A 15,304-nucleotide genomic window follows, 5' to 3' on the forward strand; every position below is an offset into this window, starting at 1 on the left:
TTGATTGGTCCGATTACATTTGTGTGGCTGTCATATACCAAGTATCTATGTTGAATCCTCATATTTTGTTATTTAGCCTTGCACATAACGGTCTCGTATAAACGACGGCGGAGGCCGTCAGCCGAGGCTGGCGTTTATGCAATGTTAGCAGCTGTTATTTTTTAAGTTCTTTAGATTCTTCCAAACTTATATTAATTAATCTTTGTGAGAACTTCCCTAAATCCATAAGTATATTGTCGAACTTGCTAGTAAATTCAATCGCATTGTTCCATTTTACTGAAGCAATAATTCTAATCTGTTCAATTGAATCTTTATCTCTATGTGCAATACAATTATGTCTTATTTCTTTAAGAAAGTCGAAGTATGTGATTTTGTATTCATTAAGGTTCTTTATTATGGCTTTTAATTCATTTGATAAAGCTTCGGATACGGAAAATAATGAAATAACTCTTCTAAGTTCTTTACCAGTCATTTCAAATATATCATTTATAGCTTCATAGATTAAAAGCGCACTTTGTCTTGCGAAATATCTTTTACTCCATTCATTCTTTTGAAAGAAAAGATTCTCCCCAATAGTTTTCAAATCAAAAGAGATAATGTTTATATAACTAGCGAAATTCCAAATTAAGCGGCTTTCAGAAAAATTATTAAAGTCACAATGCTCTATTGACTTCATTAATATCTCTAATGTCGATTGTTGGGTTATGTAGTTATTCTGAAATGTTTTCTCTAGAACAGTTTTTTGTGTATCTATTAACTTTTCTAATTCAATGTCATCTGGTGTCTTTAAAAACATGGGCTAGTATATTTTTTTAATTGCTGCTAACGTACTAGGCTAAACGGCGGCAGAAGGCCGTCGGCCGAGGCTGGCGTTTAGTTGTTGTTATGTGCTGTTGTTCTTCTTACGCCTGCCGCTGATTTCTTCTTTTTCTATTTTTGAGCTGATTTCGAAAAAGTAGCACTAATACTGATTTTGACTGTCTGTACATTTTACATTCAAAAGTCTGTTTATCGTCCGAGCTCATATGCAACCCATATGAGGAAATATGCTGACGGCCACCAAAGAACTGCTGGAACAAAAATCCACTTCAGCTTTGTGTTGTAAGATGCATTTGAACAAATCATTAAAAAGACACCATAAAAATATAATGGTCCGCCAAGTATAACAGTGTAGTATAACAAGGAAATCACAAAGCCAGCAACAATAAACCTTCGTCCGCTTTTAAAGTCTTGGTTAAATTCCATCTCTTATCCTTATGCTGATTATTGAGCTTAGCGTTTTGATAATTTCAATTGCACATAACGGTCTCGTGTAAACAACGTGCGAGGCCGTCGGCCGTGGCATGGTGTTTACACAATGTTGTGGCGAGTTTTTTCTCTGCAAAGCCCGCCGAGTTTTATTTTCTGTTTTTGGCCTGTTTTCAGAAAAAGAGCCCGAAAACGCAAAAATGGAGAGCTTTACTTTTTAATGCCTGTCCGTTTTTGACCTGTTTTCTGGAAATCAGGCGGAAAACGCATTTTGCTTCCGTCGGTTTGAACGTATTCTGCGTCCGTCCTTGCTCAAACGCCAGGTCAATTCCTCTTCTGCGACTTTTGCTACTTCTGCAACATCAGTCGGTAGAAGTCGGGCGGCGTCTGCTTTCTTTTGCTAAAGTAATCTAATTCTTTTGCCGATAAGTCTTTGCAACTTTCGCAGGTTTTTATCTGGCTTTTGCTTCTCTTGCTGATAATTTTTTTCAGCTTGCCTCACCTAGAAGCCATATTTAAAATTTGCCACAACGGCTAGTATAAAAAACGTGCAAGGCCGTCGGCCGTAGCATGATTTTTATACAGTGTTAGGCGTAGTGCTATTTCAGATTTTCCAAATATCTTCCCTTGTTGTAGACCTCGAAAATAAAGTTTTCATCCGATTCAAGAAGAATATTATGACCCTTCCACTTGTTGTTATATCTGTTTATCATCCTGATTTCTTCTAATGGACGTGAACTAAAAGCATTATATATGGAATCTAATGCTGAATGATTCTTTTTCTTTAGGAGTAAAAATGCTAAACATGCTACTTTTCCATCCTCACTGCCAATTAAATTAATCAATTCGCTGTCGGATGCTTTTTCTGACAGTTTATTGGCTAATCTAATATTCTTCCTTGTCAATCGGTGGTTTAGCAATAGCGAAGGCTGGTTTCGAATCTTTTTGACAATGTCCTCGGTAGATGCCGTTATATTCTGAGAAAAAGAATTAGTAGCAAGAACAATCAAGGCAATGGTAAAGATTACTCCCGAAGCTATTCTTATCTTTTTCATTTTTTATGCATTACGCCTAACGGTTAGTATAAACGGCGGCGGAGGCCGTCGGCCGATGCTGGCGTTTATACAATGTTAGGTGTAGCTTTTCTATTTATCTTAGTTAGTCGTCTCCTGTGAATATTCTTGTAATATCATTATCTACTTTTGTCCTGTTATAGTCTCCATACTGACCATCAGTTAAAGCATCAAAAACATCTCTGTGCGGAGAGTACCTTCTATACTTATTAGATAATTGTCTTAATCTTGCTCTTTCTTTCATGTCTTCTACTGCACCATCTTCAGTCTGGTACTTTGGAGGAAACAGCTCCTTCAGTTTGGCAGGAGTAATTAATAGTTTGTCAGTCGATAAAATATCACTTGGTTTTAAGAAGTTAGATAAATATGAATAAACATCATCTAATTTATAATCAGCACCTAACCTTGCATAATTATTGCTCGTTTTTCTTACAATTTCCCCCAAATCATTCTCATGATTAGGAGCATAATCTATTAGTATGAACAAATTATTTTCAGAATATATTTCTTTACCAATGGTCGTTAAAGCTACCATAAGGTTATAATCAACCTTGTGTCCGAATATAAATACATTAAGTTCAGGTTCTGAGCCCCAGAAGTCGGGGTCATCGGTGTCTTTTTCATACTTTAATCCAAGGCCGTCTAAAGAACTCATTAATGCATCGGATTTTTGCATTAAATCATTTATTGTAATATCGCACTTGCTTGTCTCAATAGATAATTTTTGCATTTCTAATTTTATACTTTTAACTATATTCTTCAAGTCGCTTAAATCTTCATTCATAGTTTTAAATATTAGAGGATTTGAAATTGCCTTTTTTTTTAAGTTACACCTAACTACTGTGTATAAGGAGCAATTCCGGTTATTGGCACTTTGGATGGAGTCATGGATACTACTTCCCGCCGTCCCATCCTACCAAATTTCGACCCTAAATCCTTTTGCAAAATACAACTTTCCACAATATACCTGCTGTTGAATATAGTGATTGCTCACAGATTGTCAAGCGGGCTCTTGATGCCCTCAAGGCCGTAGCTGGTGATATGGGTGTAAATCTCGGTGGTTTTGCTGCTTTGGTGGCCTAGAAGCGCCTGAATGTAGCGCAGATCAGTTCCTTGCTCCAGCAGGTGCGTAGCGAAGGAGTGACGAAGCGAGTGAGGCGTCACCTTCCGGCCCACCCCCGACTTCTCCAGGCAACCATTGAACACGTGGCGGATGCTGTCGGCGGTGTACTGGCCGCCTTGCTGCCCCTCAAAGAGCCATATTTTGGGCCTGTATTTTCTGTAATACGCCCTGAGGCTCTCCAACAGCCTCTTGGAGAGCAGTGTGGTACGGTCCTTCTTACCCTTACCGCCCCTGATGAGCAGCAGGTTCCGCTCAGATTGCACGTCTGTGACCTTAAGGTTAATGACCTCACCAATCCTAAGTCCCCCGGCGTAGAGCAGTTGCAGCAGACACCGGTGTTTCAGATTCTCAGTGGCAGAAAGAATCCGGGCTACTTCCTCCTTGCTCAGCACCGTGGGCAGCCGGTCCGGCTTTTCAGGGCGCTCTACCCCGTTTAACTCCAGGCTTTGGTGGCCCAAAACCCGCTGGTAATAGAACTTGACCGCGTTAATGCTCTGGTTCACAAAAGAAAAAGAGTACGCCTGGCTCTGTACCATCTGCCGGTGGTATTGATTGATCTCCTCTGCCGTAAAAGTGTCTATTTTTCTCATGCCAGAATCGCGGTGGGCGTTAAGAAAACGCACCAGCAGGGAGTGGTAAGTCCGGATGGTGTTCAGGGAATAATTCAGCAACTGCAGCTTCTCCAGGTAGGTGAGCGGGCAGCTTAGGTAATCACCGTCCTTGTGGTAAGACTGCTCCCAGAGCCTCCGCAGCACCGACATGTCTTTTACTTTCACTGTGGCGCTAAGCCATACGAGGGCCACGCCTTGCAGTCTGTCCAGCAAGGCATGTATACCATGGGAGCCGGTATCCAGAGAGAAGCACATTTCCTTGGGTAACCACCTACAGGCACCACTCTCCTTGAGCCTGGCATAAAGCTGTCTATTATAAGTGAAACTTACTTGCAGCACCTCTTTACCTTCGTGCAACAGGGGTTGGAGTCGCAATACCGGCAAATTGGGCAACTTCCGCAGCGGTTCGGCCTGCCTGTTTTCCCCCGCCACTACGGTCCCCAGGTCTGGCCTAAGTCGCCGGGGCCGGTTCAGGTAACGGGTGTCTACCTGGGCAATCCCTTGAAAGGTCTGGTGCAGCCGTTCAATAGTGTGCTGGGTGCGGTGCGCCACGTAGCACTTATACGTTTTGCTATACCTGGCCACCCCGGTCTCCTTCAATCTCCTACTGATGCGTTTGTCCGGCTTGTGCCAGAGGCGGATGAATTGCTTTCCCCCGTGTTCCAGGGGATTGAGATACAGGACAGGGATGGTGACAACTGGCTGATGCATACTTGTTTGGCTGAAAACACCAAAATAGCCTCTTGCCTGGCCTTAGCCGTAAACTACGCGTATATGTCCGTATGTATCCGAATGATCCGGATATAATCGAATGTATTCGGATAAGAACGGGTATGGAGAAAATCGGAAAAGTTTGCGGCCATTGTGGGGAGCCCCTTGTGGGCAGGGCAGACAAGCGGTTCTGCTCAGACCAGTGCCGGGCCAGGTCTGGGAACCAGCGAAAGCTGCAGGACCGGGGTGAACGGCTTATGCGGGAGGTGAACAGCGCCTTGCGCCAGAACCGGCAGATTCTGCAACGGTTTAGTCCCCAGGGAAAAACCACTCTCCGCCGCGAAGCGCTGGTGCAGGCGGGCTTTGATTTCCGCTACCTTACCAATCTTTACCGTACCCAGAAAGGAAACACCTACCATTTCTGTTATGATTATGGCTACCTGCTACTGGAGGAGGAGAAGGTGCTTATTGTGAGTTGGCAGTCTTATATGGAAAGATAAAGTGAATGCCAAGGCCCTTTAGACCAGAACTTCGGAATGGCTTTGGGTTTCAAAACCGGCTTCTTATCTCCCCTACAGCATTCAACCACAGGGGACCTACCTGAGAAACAAAAAAGCAGTACCCAATCTCTTGCAAGACAGGGTACTGCTTCTATGGTTTTTTATACGTTTTTAGAGAAACTTCTCTAAACTAACGGGAAGATGTCAGGCTCACCTTTCCGGTCTGCAGGCCTTTCCCTTTAACGGTCAGCTCCAGGTTTCCGGCTTCCTCAGTGGACTGCACCAGCACCACCAGCTTGCCGCTGAACAGCTTCATGGTGGGCAGGTGGAACTGCTCCAGCGAGGTGGGGTCGCCGTTGGCGGCGGCGCGGTAAGTGCCCTTGCCCTTCACGCTGAAGTCAAGCTGGTTTGTGGCCGTGGGGCAAAGGTTTCCGTCTTTGTCCACCACCGATACCGTCACAAAGGAGATGTCTTTCCCGTCGGCGGAGATCTGCTTTCGGTCCGGCTGCAGCACGATCCGGTGCGGCTTGCCGGCGGTCTTCACCTCCCGCTCGGCCACGGGCTTGCCGTCTTTCCCGAAGGCGACTACTTTCACGGTGCCTGGCTCATATTTCACGTCCGTCCACATGAGGCGGTAGCGGTTCTGCGGGGTGGCCGCGTGCTTCTTCTGCACGCCCATGCTCTTGCCGTTCACGAACAGCTCGGCGCTATCATAGTTCGTGTACACGAACACCGGGGTGGTCTGGCCTTCTCTTCCCTCCCAGTTCCAGTGCGGCAGGATGTGCAGGGTCTCAGATTCCTTATTCCAGCGGCTACGGTACAGGTAGAATCTATCTTTCGGTAACCCAGCCAGGTCATTGATCCCGAAATAGGAGCTGCGCGAAGGCCACTTATCATCGTAAGGGGTGGGCTCGCCCAGGTAGTCGAATCCTGTCCAGACGAACTCGCCAATGACCCAGGGCTTGTCGTCCTGCAGAACGAAATCATCATCGGGCAGGTTAGACCAGCTGCAGTACTCCAGGTCATAGGAGGAGCTCTGGAAATCGGGGTACTGCTTCTCCACGGCTTTCTCCACGGGGAATTTGTAGATGCCGCGGGAGCTTACGGTTGATGCTGTCTCTGAGCCCAGGATGAAGCCCTGCGGGAAGGCTTGAAAAGCCTCCTCGTAGAGGTGCACCCGGTAGTTCAGGCCCGGAATGTCCAAAAGGGCCCCGAAACCCGAGGCCATGGTGGCCTTCACCTGGTCCATGCCCACCGTCACCGGGCGGGTGGGGTCCTCACGATGGAAGATCTCCTGCAGCCACTTGGCGCGTTTCACGCCCTCGGCGCCCCACTGGTCGGGCACCTCGTTGCCGGAGCTCCACATCACAATGGAGGGGTGGTTGCGGGTGGCCCGCACCAGATTCACGATATCCTTCTCGGCGTATTCCTCAAAGAAGCGGTTGTAGCCGTTCTTCACCTTGGGCTTGGCCCACTCGTCAAAGCTCTCGGCCAGGAACATAAAGCCCATTTCATCGGCTAACTCCAGTTGCTCCATGGAGGGCATGTTGTGCGAGGAGCGAATGGCATCACAACCCATGTCTTTCAAAATCTTCAGTTGCCGGCGCAGGGCGGCCTTGTTCACCGCGGCGCCTAGCGGCCCCAGGTCATGGTGCAGGCACACGCCCTTGAACTTGCGCACCTTGCCGTTCAAACTGAAGCCCACGTTGGGTTTGTAGCTGATCTCGCGTATTCCGAAGCGGGTAGAGACCTCATCTTTGAGCACATTGCCCGCGTAGAGCCGGGTCACCGCGGTGTAGAGGTAAGGCGTCTCGGGGCTCCACAGCTGGGGGTTACTGACCGCGATGTTCTGCTCAAACTCCTGCCCGAAGAGCTTGCCGGTGCTGTCGGTGGCCACGGTGTTGCCTTTGGCATCCAACACCAGGGTCACCAGGCGCACGTTGCTGCCTGAGACCCTGGTCTTCACGTTCACCTTGGCCATGTCTTTGGAGATAAAGGGGGTGGGCACGAAGGTGCCCCACTGCTCAATGCTCTCGGGGTTCTTCACAATGATCTGTACCTTGCGGTACAAACCGGCGCCAGGGTACCAGCGCGAGGACTGGCCCTGGTTGCTCAGCTGCACGGCCAGCGTATTCTTCTTCCCCTCCTGAACCTGGTTGGTGACGTCGAAGTAGAAGTAGCTGTAGCCGTAGGCCCACTCCCCTACTTTCTGCCCGTTCAGGAACACCTTGGGCTCGCTCATGGCGCCCTCAAAGACCAGGAGTACTTTCTGCCCCTTTTTGTAATTTGGCAGCATAAACTCATTGCGGTACCAGGCTTCGCCTATGTAAGGCAGCGCGCCCGTGCGGCCGGTTTTTTCAGAGGCTTTCTTCTCATTGTTCTGCTCAATAGCCACTACCTGCTTATCAATTTCCTTGTCAAAAGGGCCGTAAATTGCCCAGTCGTGCGGAACCGTTACCTTCTGCCAACTTCTGTCATTGAAATCTGTGCGGTAAGCCTGGTCATGCTTCCCTTTTTTAAATCGCCAGTTATCGCTTAGCTCAGTCACCACCCGCACCTGGGCCAGGGAAATTTGGGAAACCAAAAGAGACAAAAGGAGCAAATACCTTTTCATCAAATACTTCTTCATAGAAACGCAATTATAGAACTTAGGCTTGATAACGAACCCACCACCCTCTAACTGGATTCATAGTCTGGGGTAATGCTTCCGTTACAAGTATCCTACAAATCTACGCAATTGCTTTTCCAATAAAAGGCTGCTTTCCTGTTCATATTATTGGTAAGATAGGGTGCTCCATTAGTTAATCTTCCTGATACAGCTTTGCTTGGCTACCCTGAGTTGCAACTACACCAGATGGAGTAAAGCCACGGGCCAAAACCTAATACCATTTTGGGCTTCTTTTCATAAAATACCCCTGGAAACAGCTTGTCCCGCCTATCCATTTAAGAAAGACGCCAACCTATCTGTTCGCATATGTGCAACCTGCCTTTTAACTCCACGCCCTCAAGTTGGAAGGAACTACCAGGCTTAGTTCTTGGCCCGTTTCCTTTCTTCGGTGGAGCTGGTTTCGCGGCGGGCAGAGGCTTTCATATTGCGGTTCCCGAAGTTGCGTGAGTAAGTGAGCCGGACCACGCGCGGATCAGAGAAGATCCCGTCAAAGCTGGAGTACAGGTTCAGCTCCTTCATGTCAGACAATATCCTGAATCGGCTGGTCCAGAAAATATCTTCTATGGATAACCGGAACATGCCTTTCTCCTCCTCCAACTCTTTCTGGATACCGGCATTGAGCGCCCCTAGAGCCTTAATGTAGGAGATCCCGAACGGCGTGCGGGTCTGGTAGAAACCGGAGATTTCCAGGGTGAAGTCTTTAGGCAGTTTGAAGGTCTGGTTCAGGTTCACGTTGGCGAAGCCGCTTTTGAGGGTAACCTCCCGGCCATCGTACAGGCCGGTGGTAATGATCCAGGTGGCCATGAGGTTGCTCTGGATCTGCCACCACCGGGTAGGGTTGAATGGCAGCGACAAAGTGAGCGAGTAGTTGCGGCGATGTTTCAGGTTCTCGGCCCGGGCGTACTGCTTGTTCGTGGCTGAGTCCAGGTGGATCTGCCAGGCAATGATGGGGGTTTTGTCATAACTGTAGCCCAAGGTAATGAGGTAAGCGTCCTTGAATCGGTAGGTAGTCTGCAGGGCATCGGTGATGGTGGGCCGCAGGTTGGTGTTGCCCGACAGAAACGTGTTGGGGTCAATAAAGTAGACAAAAGGGGCCAGGTTGTCATAGGTAGGCCGCGTGATGCGGCGGCTGTAAGAAACCTGCAGGCTGCTTTTCTTGGAAAGATCTCTGGAGACGAAAATACTGGGGAAGAGATTGCCGTATCGCCGATCAACAATGGGTTCTTTCTCAATGGTGTGCAGGTCTGTGTGGGTGTATTCATAGCGCAGGCCCGTCTGCAACTTCACCTTGAAAGGCAGTTGGTGGGAGAAGTTCACGTAGGCCGCCCCAATGTCTTCCAGCATGCGGATGTGCTGGCTGAACTCTGCATTGGGGGTCCAGACGCCGTCTTTGTAGTCCTGCACCACCACCTGGTTCTTCAGTTGGGAGATGGTCGCCTTTACCCCGATCTCCAACGTGGTGTTCTCCTTCATTTTATACCGGTAATCGGCTTTGGACACCCACAGCTGGATGGGCGTGGTTTTCTTCATGGTCAACTGCTGGTCTTTGGTTTCAGCGGGGGCGTAAAAGGTAAAGGCATTGCTGTATTGGTGCGGGTTTCTGTCGTGGTAAAACAGGAGATCGGTATCCAGGCTGAATTCCTGATTGGGCGTTAATTTGTGGCTCAGGTTCAGGTTTCCCATGAGGTGGCGCCAGTGATTTACCTCTACGTGCCGCGTACTTACCGCCGATTCCAATACGCCATTCACTAGAGTCTGCGAGGTTCCCTGCTCATCTCTGGGGCCGGTTTCCCATCTATCGCTGAATCCAGACACCAATCCGCTCAGGGTGGTTTTGGGAGAAATGGTATAGTCAAACCCCGCCCGGGCCGTATGGTTGGCGATGATGGGCTGGCGACGGTTGGCGCTGGTGGTCTGCTTTATTTGCCCTTCGTAAGAAACCTCCCTGAAGGTCTCAATACGTTCATAAGAATGGTTGCGCAGGAAAGAGTAGTCAGTGTACAGGTTCAGCTTTTCGGTGCGATGGTTCAGGTTGAAGGTACCCGCCGGTTTTTCATACCAGCCGTAGCCCATGGTAAGGGAATAAGCTCCGTTGGTGCCGTAGTCCTCGTTCTTTTTCAACACCAGGTTGATTATCCCGGCATTCCCCTCGGCATCATACTGGGCCGAGGGGGTGGTGATGATCTCTATTTTCTCAATGTTGCCGGCGTTCATCCCGCTCAGCATCTGGATCACCGCCGAGATAGGCACCCGGCTCTGTTTCCCGTTGATCATGACCATCACGCCATCTTTCCCGGCGATGCTCATGCTATTGCTTTGCCGGTTCACGGTAATGCCCGGCGAACGCTCCAGCACCTCCAGCGCCGTTGCCCCCGCAGACACAATACTCCCCTCCACATTCACCACCAGGCGGTCAAGCTGTTGCTCAAACAAGGGCTTCTGCCCCACCACTTTCACCTCCTTCAGGGCAATACCTCCGCCCGCCAAAACCAGGTTGATCTCTTTTTGGCCGTTTTCAGAATTTGCCACCGAAAACGCCGGGCTGAAGGTTTTCCCGTACCCCACCATGGTGGCCGCCACCATGTAATGGCCCGGCTTCACATCCTCGAAAAGGTAGGTGCCGTTCTCCCTGGCCAGCACGCCCTTGACCAGCACCGAGTCAGTACCGTTCAGGAGCAGCACATTGGCAAAAGGCATAGCCTCTCCGGTCTTCTCCCCTACTTTCCCCGAAATGGTGAACTGCCCCATAGCACTGTGGCACATCAGCAGAAAGGCCAGCAAAAAGATGAACCTTGATTTGTAGAATTGTTCCATTGATCAGCTACCAGAAGTCCCCCGCAGGGAAGTGGATACAAATACCAGGAGCAGTTTATCTGAGGCCGAAGCACTCCATTGGGAATGGGCAATTAAAGTTCTGTTGAGATCTGTTAGAACGGGAAGCCTGATGAAGGCTCAATGAAAACTATTTCTCAGAAACACTTGCGCTCCAGAACGGAGATAGCAAGAAACTGGGACAAGGAGACCGTTGCTTTTTGCCAGGTAGCTAAACCTACCTCCGGCAAAAACGAAAAGTATAACTTACTCTAATAAAGTTAACATAAATTCAAAAATCTTCTACTTTGATTGGTAAAAAGATGACTGGGTACTTCAAAAGATAAGAGTCTCATGAGTTAAGGATAAGGATCACTTACGAAGCCAGTATCAAGTAAAATCTTCTTTGTCCCTCTGCCCTACCCTTGGTTGGCCAGGAAGGTCTGGCCTGTTAATGAAATCTTCGGCTGCATGGCCCTAAAAACAAAAGACCTCCCGGGTAGAGAGGACTTTTGTTTGGTGATACTATTTTGGGCCTGTTTTCCAGAAAAGGGCCCCTAAACGGAAAAGCTATTTGGTTCTAGTGGGTTTCTGGCCGGGATGGTAGGTGGCTTCGGCGCGTTTCTCTACGTCCTCGCGGTAATAGGCCACGTCTTTGAACTGGACATCGGCGTAGCGCTGGGCCTGGTCAGAGAAGTGCGGCGATTTAGGGTCGCCGCTCTGGCCACCGGCCAACAGGGTTTTGGCCTTCACTTTGTCCCCGAACTCCACTACCGCCACGAAGCTGTTGCCCAGGGTGCCGTACAGGCGTTTGGTGTTGTACGCGCTAGACCCGAAGGAAGCCAGCGCGCCCCAATTCCCCGAGGCCATGCCCACCGGAATGCTGGGCGCCGCGTCATTGAACGGCTGCTTAATGTCGCCGGTGAGGCGCTGGTAACGGTTGATCTCGCCCCAGGGCGTCCTCCAGGTCCCGAAGTCCTTTTCCACCTGTGCCACGGTCTGGGCGAAAATCTCCAGGCGCTCTTTCTCAAGAGCAGTGTTGGCATAGTAGGTGATGCGGTCAATCAGACTCAGGCCCTGCGGCGCGCTGCCGTTTTTGAACAGGTTGGTCGCGTAGAAGTGCGCCAGCGACATAGGAACGGATTCCTTTGAAACGGCGAAATCCCAGTGACGCATCACGTCAATGGCTTCCTTCAGTTTGGGATCATTGGGTTTCTGGGCATCATAGGCTTTCACCAAACCCGGAATCAACACCTCAAAAGCCGGCAGGTACGGGTCGTACGCCAGTTTGATGAGTTTGTCCAGGGTGAGGTCATTCGCTTTCTTCAGGAGCCGCACCGCATGAATGCCCCTGAAATTCTCCGGCGACTGGCCCATGTACACGGGGTAGTTTTCCTTTTTGGGGCTGTATTCGCCAGCGCTGGTGAACGGGGTGGAATTGCAGTTCTGAATCCAGCCGTTGGCCGGGTTGGTGACAATGATGGTTTCCTCCAGCGGATGGATTCCCTTCCAGTCGGTTTTGGGGTTTGAGCCGTCTACGGGTTTGGTGTAGTCAAAAGCCGGATCGCGGCGCGGGAAGAAGTTGCCGTGGTAATAAGCAATGTTGCCGTCGGCATCGGCGTAGACGGTGCCGTTGGAGGAATTCGTCCTGATCTTCATCATCTCGTTGAACTCCTTCAGGTTGCTTTTCTTCGTGCGGGTGTAGGATTGGGTCAGGGCCTCCACGGGTTTCCACATGAGGGCCGTAGCCACCCATTTGTCGCCGTTCTGGTGCGTGATAGGCCCATGGTGCGTCCTGAACGTGGTGAAGGTTTTCTCTTTCACCTCGCCGCCGTCTTTGTAGGCCAGGGTCACTTTTGACGAGGTCACCGGCCGCTTCTCACTCCCGTACTGGTAGAACAGTTTGCCGTTTTCCTTCACAATGGTTTCCTCAAACTCGTCAATCACATCGGCGTAGGCCGAGGTATGCATCCAGCCGGTTTTCTCGTTGAAGCCCTGGTAGATGAAGAACTGCCCCCAGGTCACGGCACCGTAGGCGTTGAGGCCTTCCTCGCTCACGGCGTGCACTTCGCCCCGGAAGAAAAAGGACGTATGCGGGTTGATCAGCAGCATGGCCTTACCGGAGGCGGTGTGCTTGCCCGAGATGGTGAAGCCGTTGGAGCCTTTCGGCTCGGCCAGAAGGGCCGGGTGCTCCAGCCCATCGCCGTAGCTGTTGTAGCCCAATGATTTGTTTGACTCATAAAACGCCTTGATGCGGGCAGTGGACACGCTTTCAATATCGCCGCCAATGGAACCTTCAGAGAAGTACATGGGCATCCAGGGCTCAAAATGGGTGAGCAGTTTGGGCTTCACCTCTGGGTGCGTGTGCAGGTAATAGTTGATGCCATCGGCGAAGGCGTTGCAGAGCGTCTTGAGCCAGGCCGGGCTTTTCTCGTAGTTCCGGATGGCTTCCTCTTTGGTCATGTACAGGCGCGCCCGCAGGTCGCTGTAGAGCATCTCCTCGCCCTCCACCTCGGCCAGCCGGCCGATGGCCCACAGGTAGTTGCGCTCCACCCGGTTGAAGTCATCCTCGCACTGCGCGTACAGCAGCCCGAAAACCGCATCGGCATCGGTTTTACCGTAGATGTGGGGCACCCCGAAATCGTCGCGGATAATGGTCACGCGGGCGGCCTGCTGCTCCCATTTCTCCACCTGTTTCGCGGAGACGGCCTTTTCACTGGAGGCGCAGGAGAAAAGAAGGGAAATGAAAAGGAATACCAGGGCCGTATTCTTTCTGAAGTAATGCATGGGCTGTTAGATGGTGGAATAGACAGATGGCCAATTTAGCCTCTTTTGCTGAAAATGCCCACTAAACGCCGCCGCCGGATGTAAATAACACTCCCAAAACATAAGGTTAATTCATTATCATGAGTACCTGGTTCAAGTTTCCAAATGGGACCTATATTGGCCGGAAGTTTGCAACCTCCTTGAGGCAAAAGCCTCAACCTGCTTCGCTGATGTTATAACTCCAGCATACCAGAACTGCCCATACATCAGCCACGACCTAGTGAAGTCTTCAGGCTTGCGTTTTAGGGCTGTTTTGTCAAAATATAGGGTCAGGCGCCTGGCGCATGGGAAGAATCTAAATCTGGATGATCTTTGAGATGGCCATGGATCAAGGCTTTGGTATTGGCCTTGGCTAACATGTTGTCTGACTTCTGTTTCAGGGCCACCATGGTTTGCCGCAGTTCTTTGTATTTAACCCAATCAAACCTGATGAGAAAGTCAGCAGCGCCTTTCACCCCTACCTCAAACAAACGGAGTTTCTGCGCATCGGGCATCCGGAAGTCAAACCAGGTGAACTCGTCGGTATCCAGAAAGGCCACCAGGTGCCGGTAGTCTGGGTTACGGGCAATGAAGTCATAGTCGTGCACGTGGCGGGCCGAGTCAAAGATGGCGCCTATTAGGTTCGTCACGGTTTTGATGCGCCTTGGTTCATCACGGTCCACGCCCAGCTGCACCCCGAAGGTGGGCGCCTGCGGGACTTTATTGTGGTTGTGGAACAAGTCAATGGGGAAGTTTGAGTTGATGCCGCCGTCTATGAAATAGACTTCTTCCGGCACATTGCCGGTGTAGCCCACCTTGTTCCATCTGTCCAATGCCGCTAATCCCTTGGGCAGGTTTCTCACCACAAACGGCTGGTAAAACAAGGGAATGGCCATGGAGGCCCGCACAAAATCTGCCGGGTTCACCTGGCTGGGGTTTGCCCAATACAGATTGGCCATGGCCGGAAAATCCACCTTGGTCTGGGTCGTGACATCGGCGGCCACCAGGGCCAGCCGGCCCGCAGAATCTGAGATGTAGGGCGTACCGTCGCGGTGGATAAGGCGTTCATTCCCCTGCACCCTGAGGGCCTCCAGTTTGCCCCAGGTATCTACCCCTTTCACCTTCAGCTGCGCCGTAAGCCATTCATGGAAATGCCGGCCCGGGTTCAGCCCAAAGTCATTGCGGAGGTTGTCTATGACCTGAGCCCCTTTCCAGGTGAGTTTCACCAGGCCGCTGCCTTCTACCCAAGCCTCAATAAAGTCTCTGGCGTCTGAGTCGCCGTCTACAAAGTCATAGAAGTTCTTATTGGCCATGATCTGCAGAATCCAGTCGCTGGCCGGTTGGTATTTGGGTCCGGCCGCGGCCATAAGCAGAGCGTTGATAGATCCCGCCGAAGTGCCGCCCAAGCGCAGAAACCTAATGCCCATCTGCTCCAGCACATATACGTAACCCACCAAGGCAATCCCCAGCATGCCGCCGCCTTCCATCACCAGGTCCACGTACTGGTGCCCCTCCCCGTCTACCACGTCTGAGAAGGTTTTATCTTTTACCCGCTCGCGCAGTTGGGTCAAGGTAGACTGCACCAGCCCATTCTCGGTTGTAAACTGTTCAATCCTCATCTCTAAAACACTTAAGTTCTGGGTACCTGGTCTTTTGTTGGTGTCAGCATGGAGATTCATAGATGTAATGATGCCTCTGTTGCTGAATCTAATATAAAGACCAGCAATGACTTATCTATGCCCTACTCTGATGAA

General features: G+C 50.3%; 9 protein-coding genes. 1 reads left to right on the plus strand and 8 read right to left on the minus strand.

The genetic code is table 11. From position 1 onward, the window contains the following. Nucleotides 1–154 precede the first annotated feature (154 nt). The 4 genes from J3P34_RS21115 to J3P34_RS21130 form a co-directional block, all read right to left on the minus strand. Entirely contained in the window at nt 155–796 is a 642-nt protein-coding gene (locus tag J3P34_RS21115) for an AbiU2 domain-containing protein (RefSeq protein ID WP_210490620.1), read from the minus strand. A 1,051-nt stretch (nt 797–1,847) separates the two neighbouring features. After that, nucleotides 1,848–2,303 carry a hypothetical protein gene (locus J3P34_RS21120; protein ID WP_210490621.1) on the minus strand — a complete coding sequence of 152 codons (456 nt, stop codon included), beginning with the start codon at nt 2,301–2,303 and terminating at the stop codon, nt 1,848–1,850. A 103-nt stretch (nt 2,304–2,406) separates the two neighbouring features. Continuing rightward, complete coding sequence (locus J3P34_RS21125; RefSeq protein WP_210490622.1) at nt 2,407–3,105, minus strand: hypothetical protein; 699 nt, start codon at nt 3,103–3,105, stop codon at nt 2,407–2,409. A 206-nt stretch (nt 3,106–3,311) separates the two neighbouring features. Beyond that, nucleotides 3,312–4,766, minus strand: a complete 1,455-nt coding sequence (locus J3P34_RS21130; protein ID WP_246853837.1) for a tyrosine-type recombinase/integrase — start codon at nt 4,764–4,766, stop codon at nt 3,312–3,314. Nucleotides 4,767–4,888: 122 nt separating this feature from the next. Here J3P34_RS21130 and J3P34_RS21135 point away from each other — a divergent pair, with 122 nt between their 5' ends. Then, the gene (locus tag J3P34_RS21135) at nt 4,889–5,266 is read left to right on the plus strand and encodes a hypothetical protein (protein ID WP_210490623.1); all 378 of its coding nucleotides are present in this window, start codon (nt 4,889–4,891) and stop codon (nt 5,264–5,266) included. A 190-nt stretch (nt 5,267–5,456) separates the two neighbouring features. On the opposite strand, the gene J3P34_RS21140 is transcribed toward J3P34_RS21135, so the two are convergent. From J3P34_RS21140 to J3P34_RS21155, 4 genes are all read right to left on the minus strand, one after another. Further along, the gene (locus tag J3P34_RS21140) at nt 5,457–7,895 is read right to left on the minus strand and encodes a DUF4982 domain-containing protein (protein WP_246853838.1); all 2,439 of its coding nucleotides are present in this window, start codon (nt 7,893–7,895) and stop codon (nt 5,457–5,459) included. A 399-nt stretch (nt 7,896–8,294) separates the two neighbouring features. Next, entirely contained in the window at nt 8,295–10,748 is a 2,454-nt protein-coding gene (locus J3P34_RS21145) for an outer membrane beta-barrel protein (protein WP_210490625.1), read from the minus strand. 567 nt (nt 10,749–11,315) lie between these two features. Beyond that, nucleotides 11,316–13,532: an acylase gene (locus tag J3P34_RS21150; protein ID WP_210490626.1), complete on the minus strand. Its 2,217-nt coding sequence runs from the start codon at nt 13,530–13,532 to the stop codon at nt 11,316–11,318. Nucleotides 13,533–13,840: 308 nt separating this feature from the next. After that, the gene (locus J3P34_RS21155) at nt 13,841–15,229 is read right to left on the minus strand and encodes a patatin-like phospholipase family protein (RefSeq protein WP_210490627.1); all 1,389 of its coding nucleotides are present in this window, start codon (nt 15,227–15,229) and stop codon (nt 13,841–13,843) included. Between the last annotated feature and the right edge of the window lie 75 nt (nt 15,230–15,304).

The organism is Rufibacter aurantiacus (genome assembly GCF_017916345.1).
In the GTDB taxonomy this organism is placed as follows: domain Bacteria; phylum Bacteroidota; class Bacteroidia; order Cytophagales; family Hymenobacteraceae; genus Nibribacter; species Nibribacter roseolus.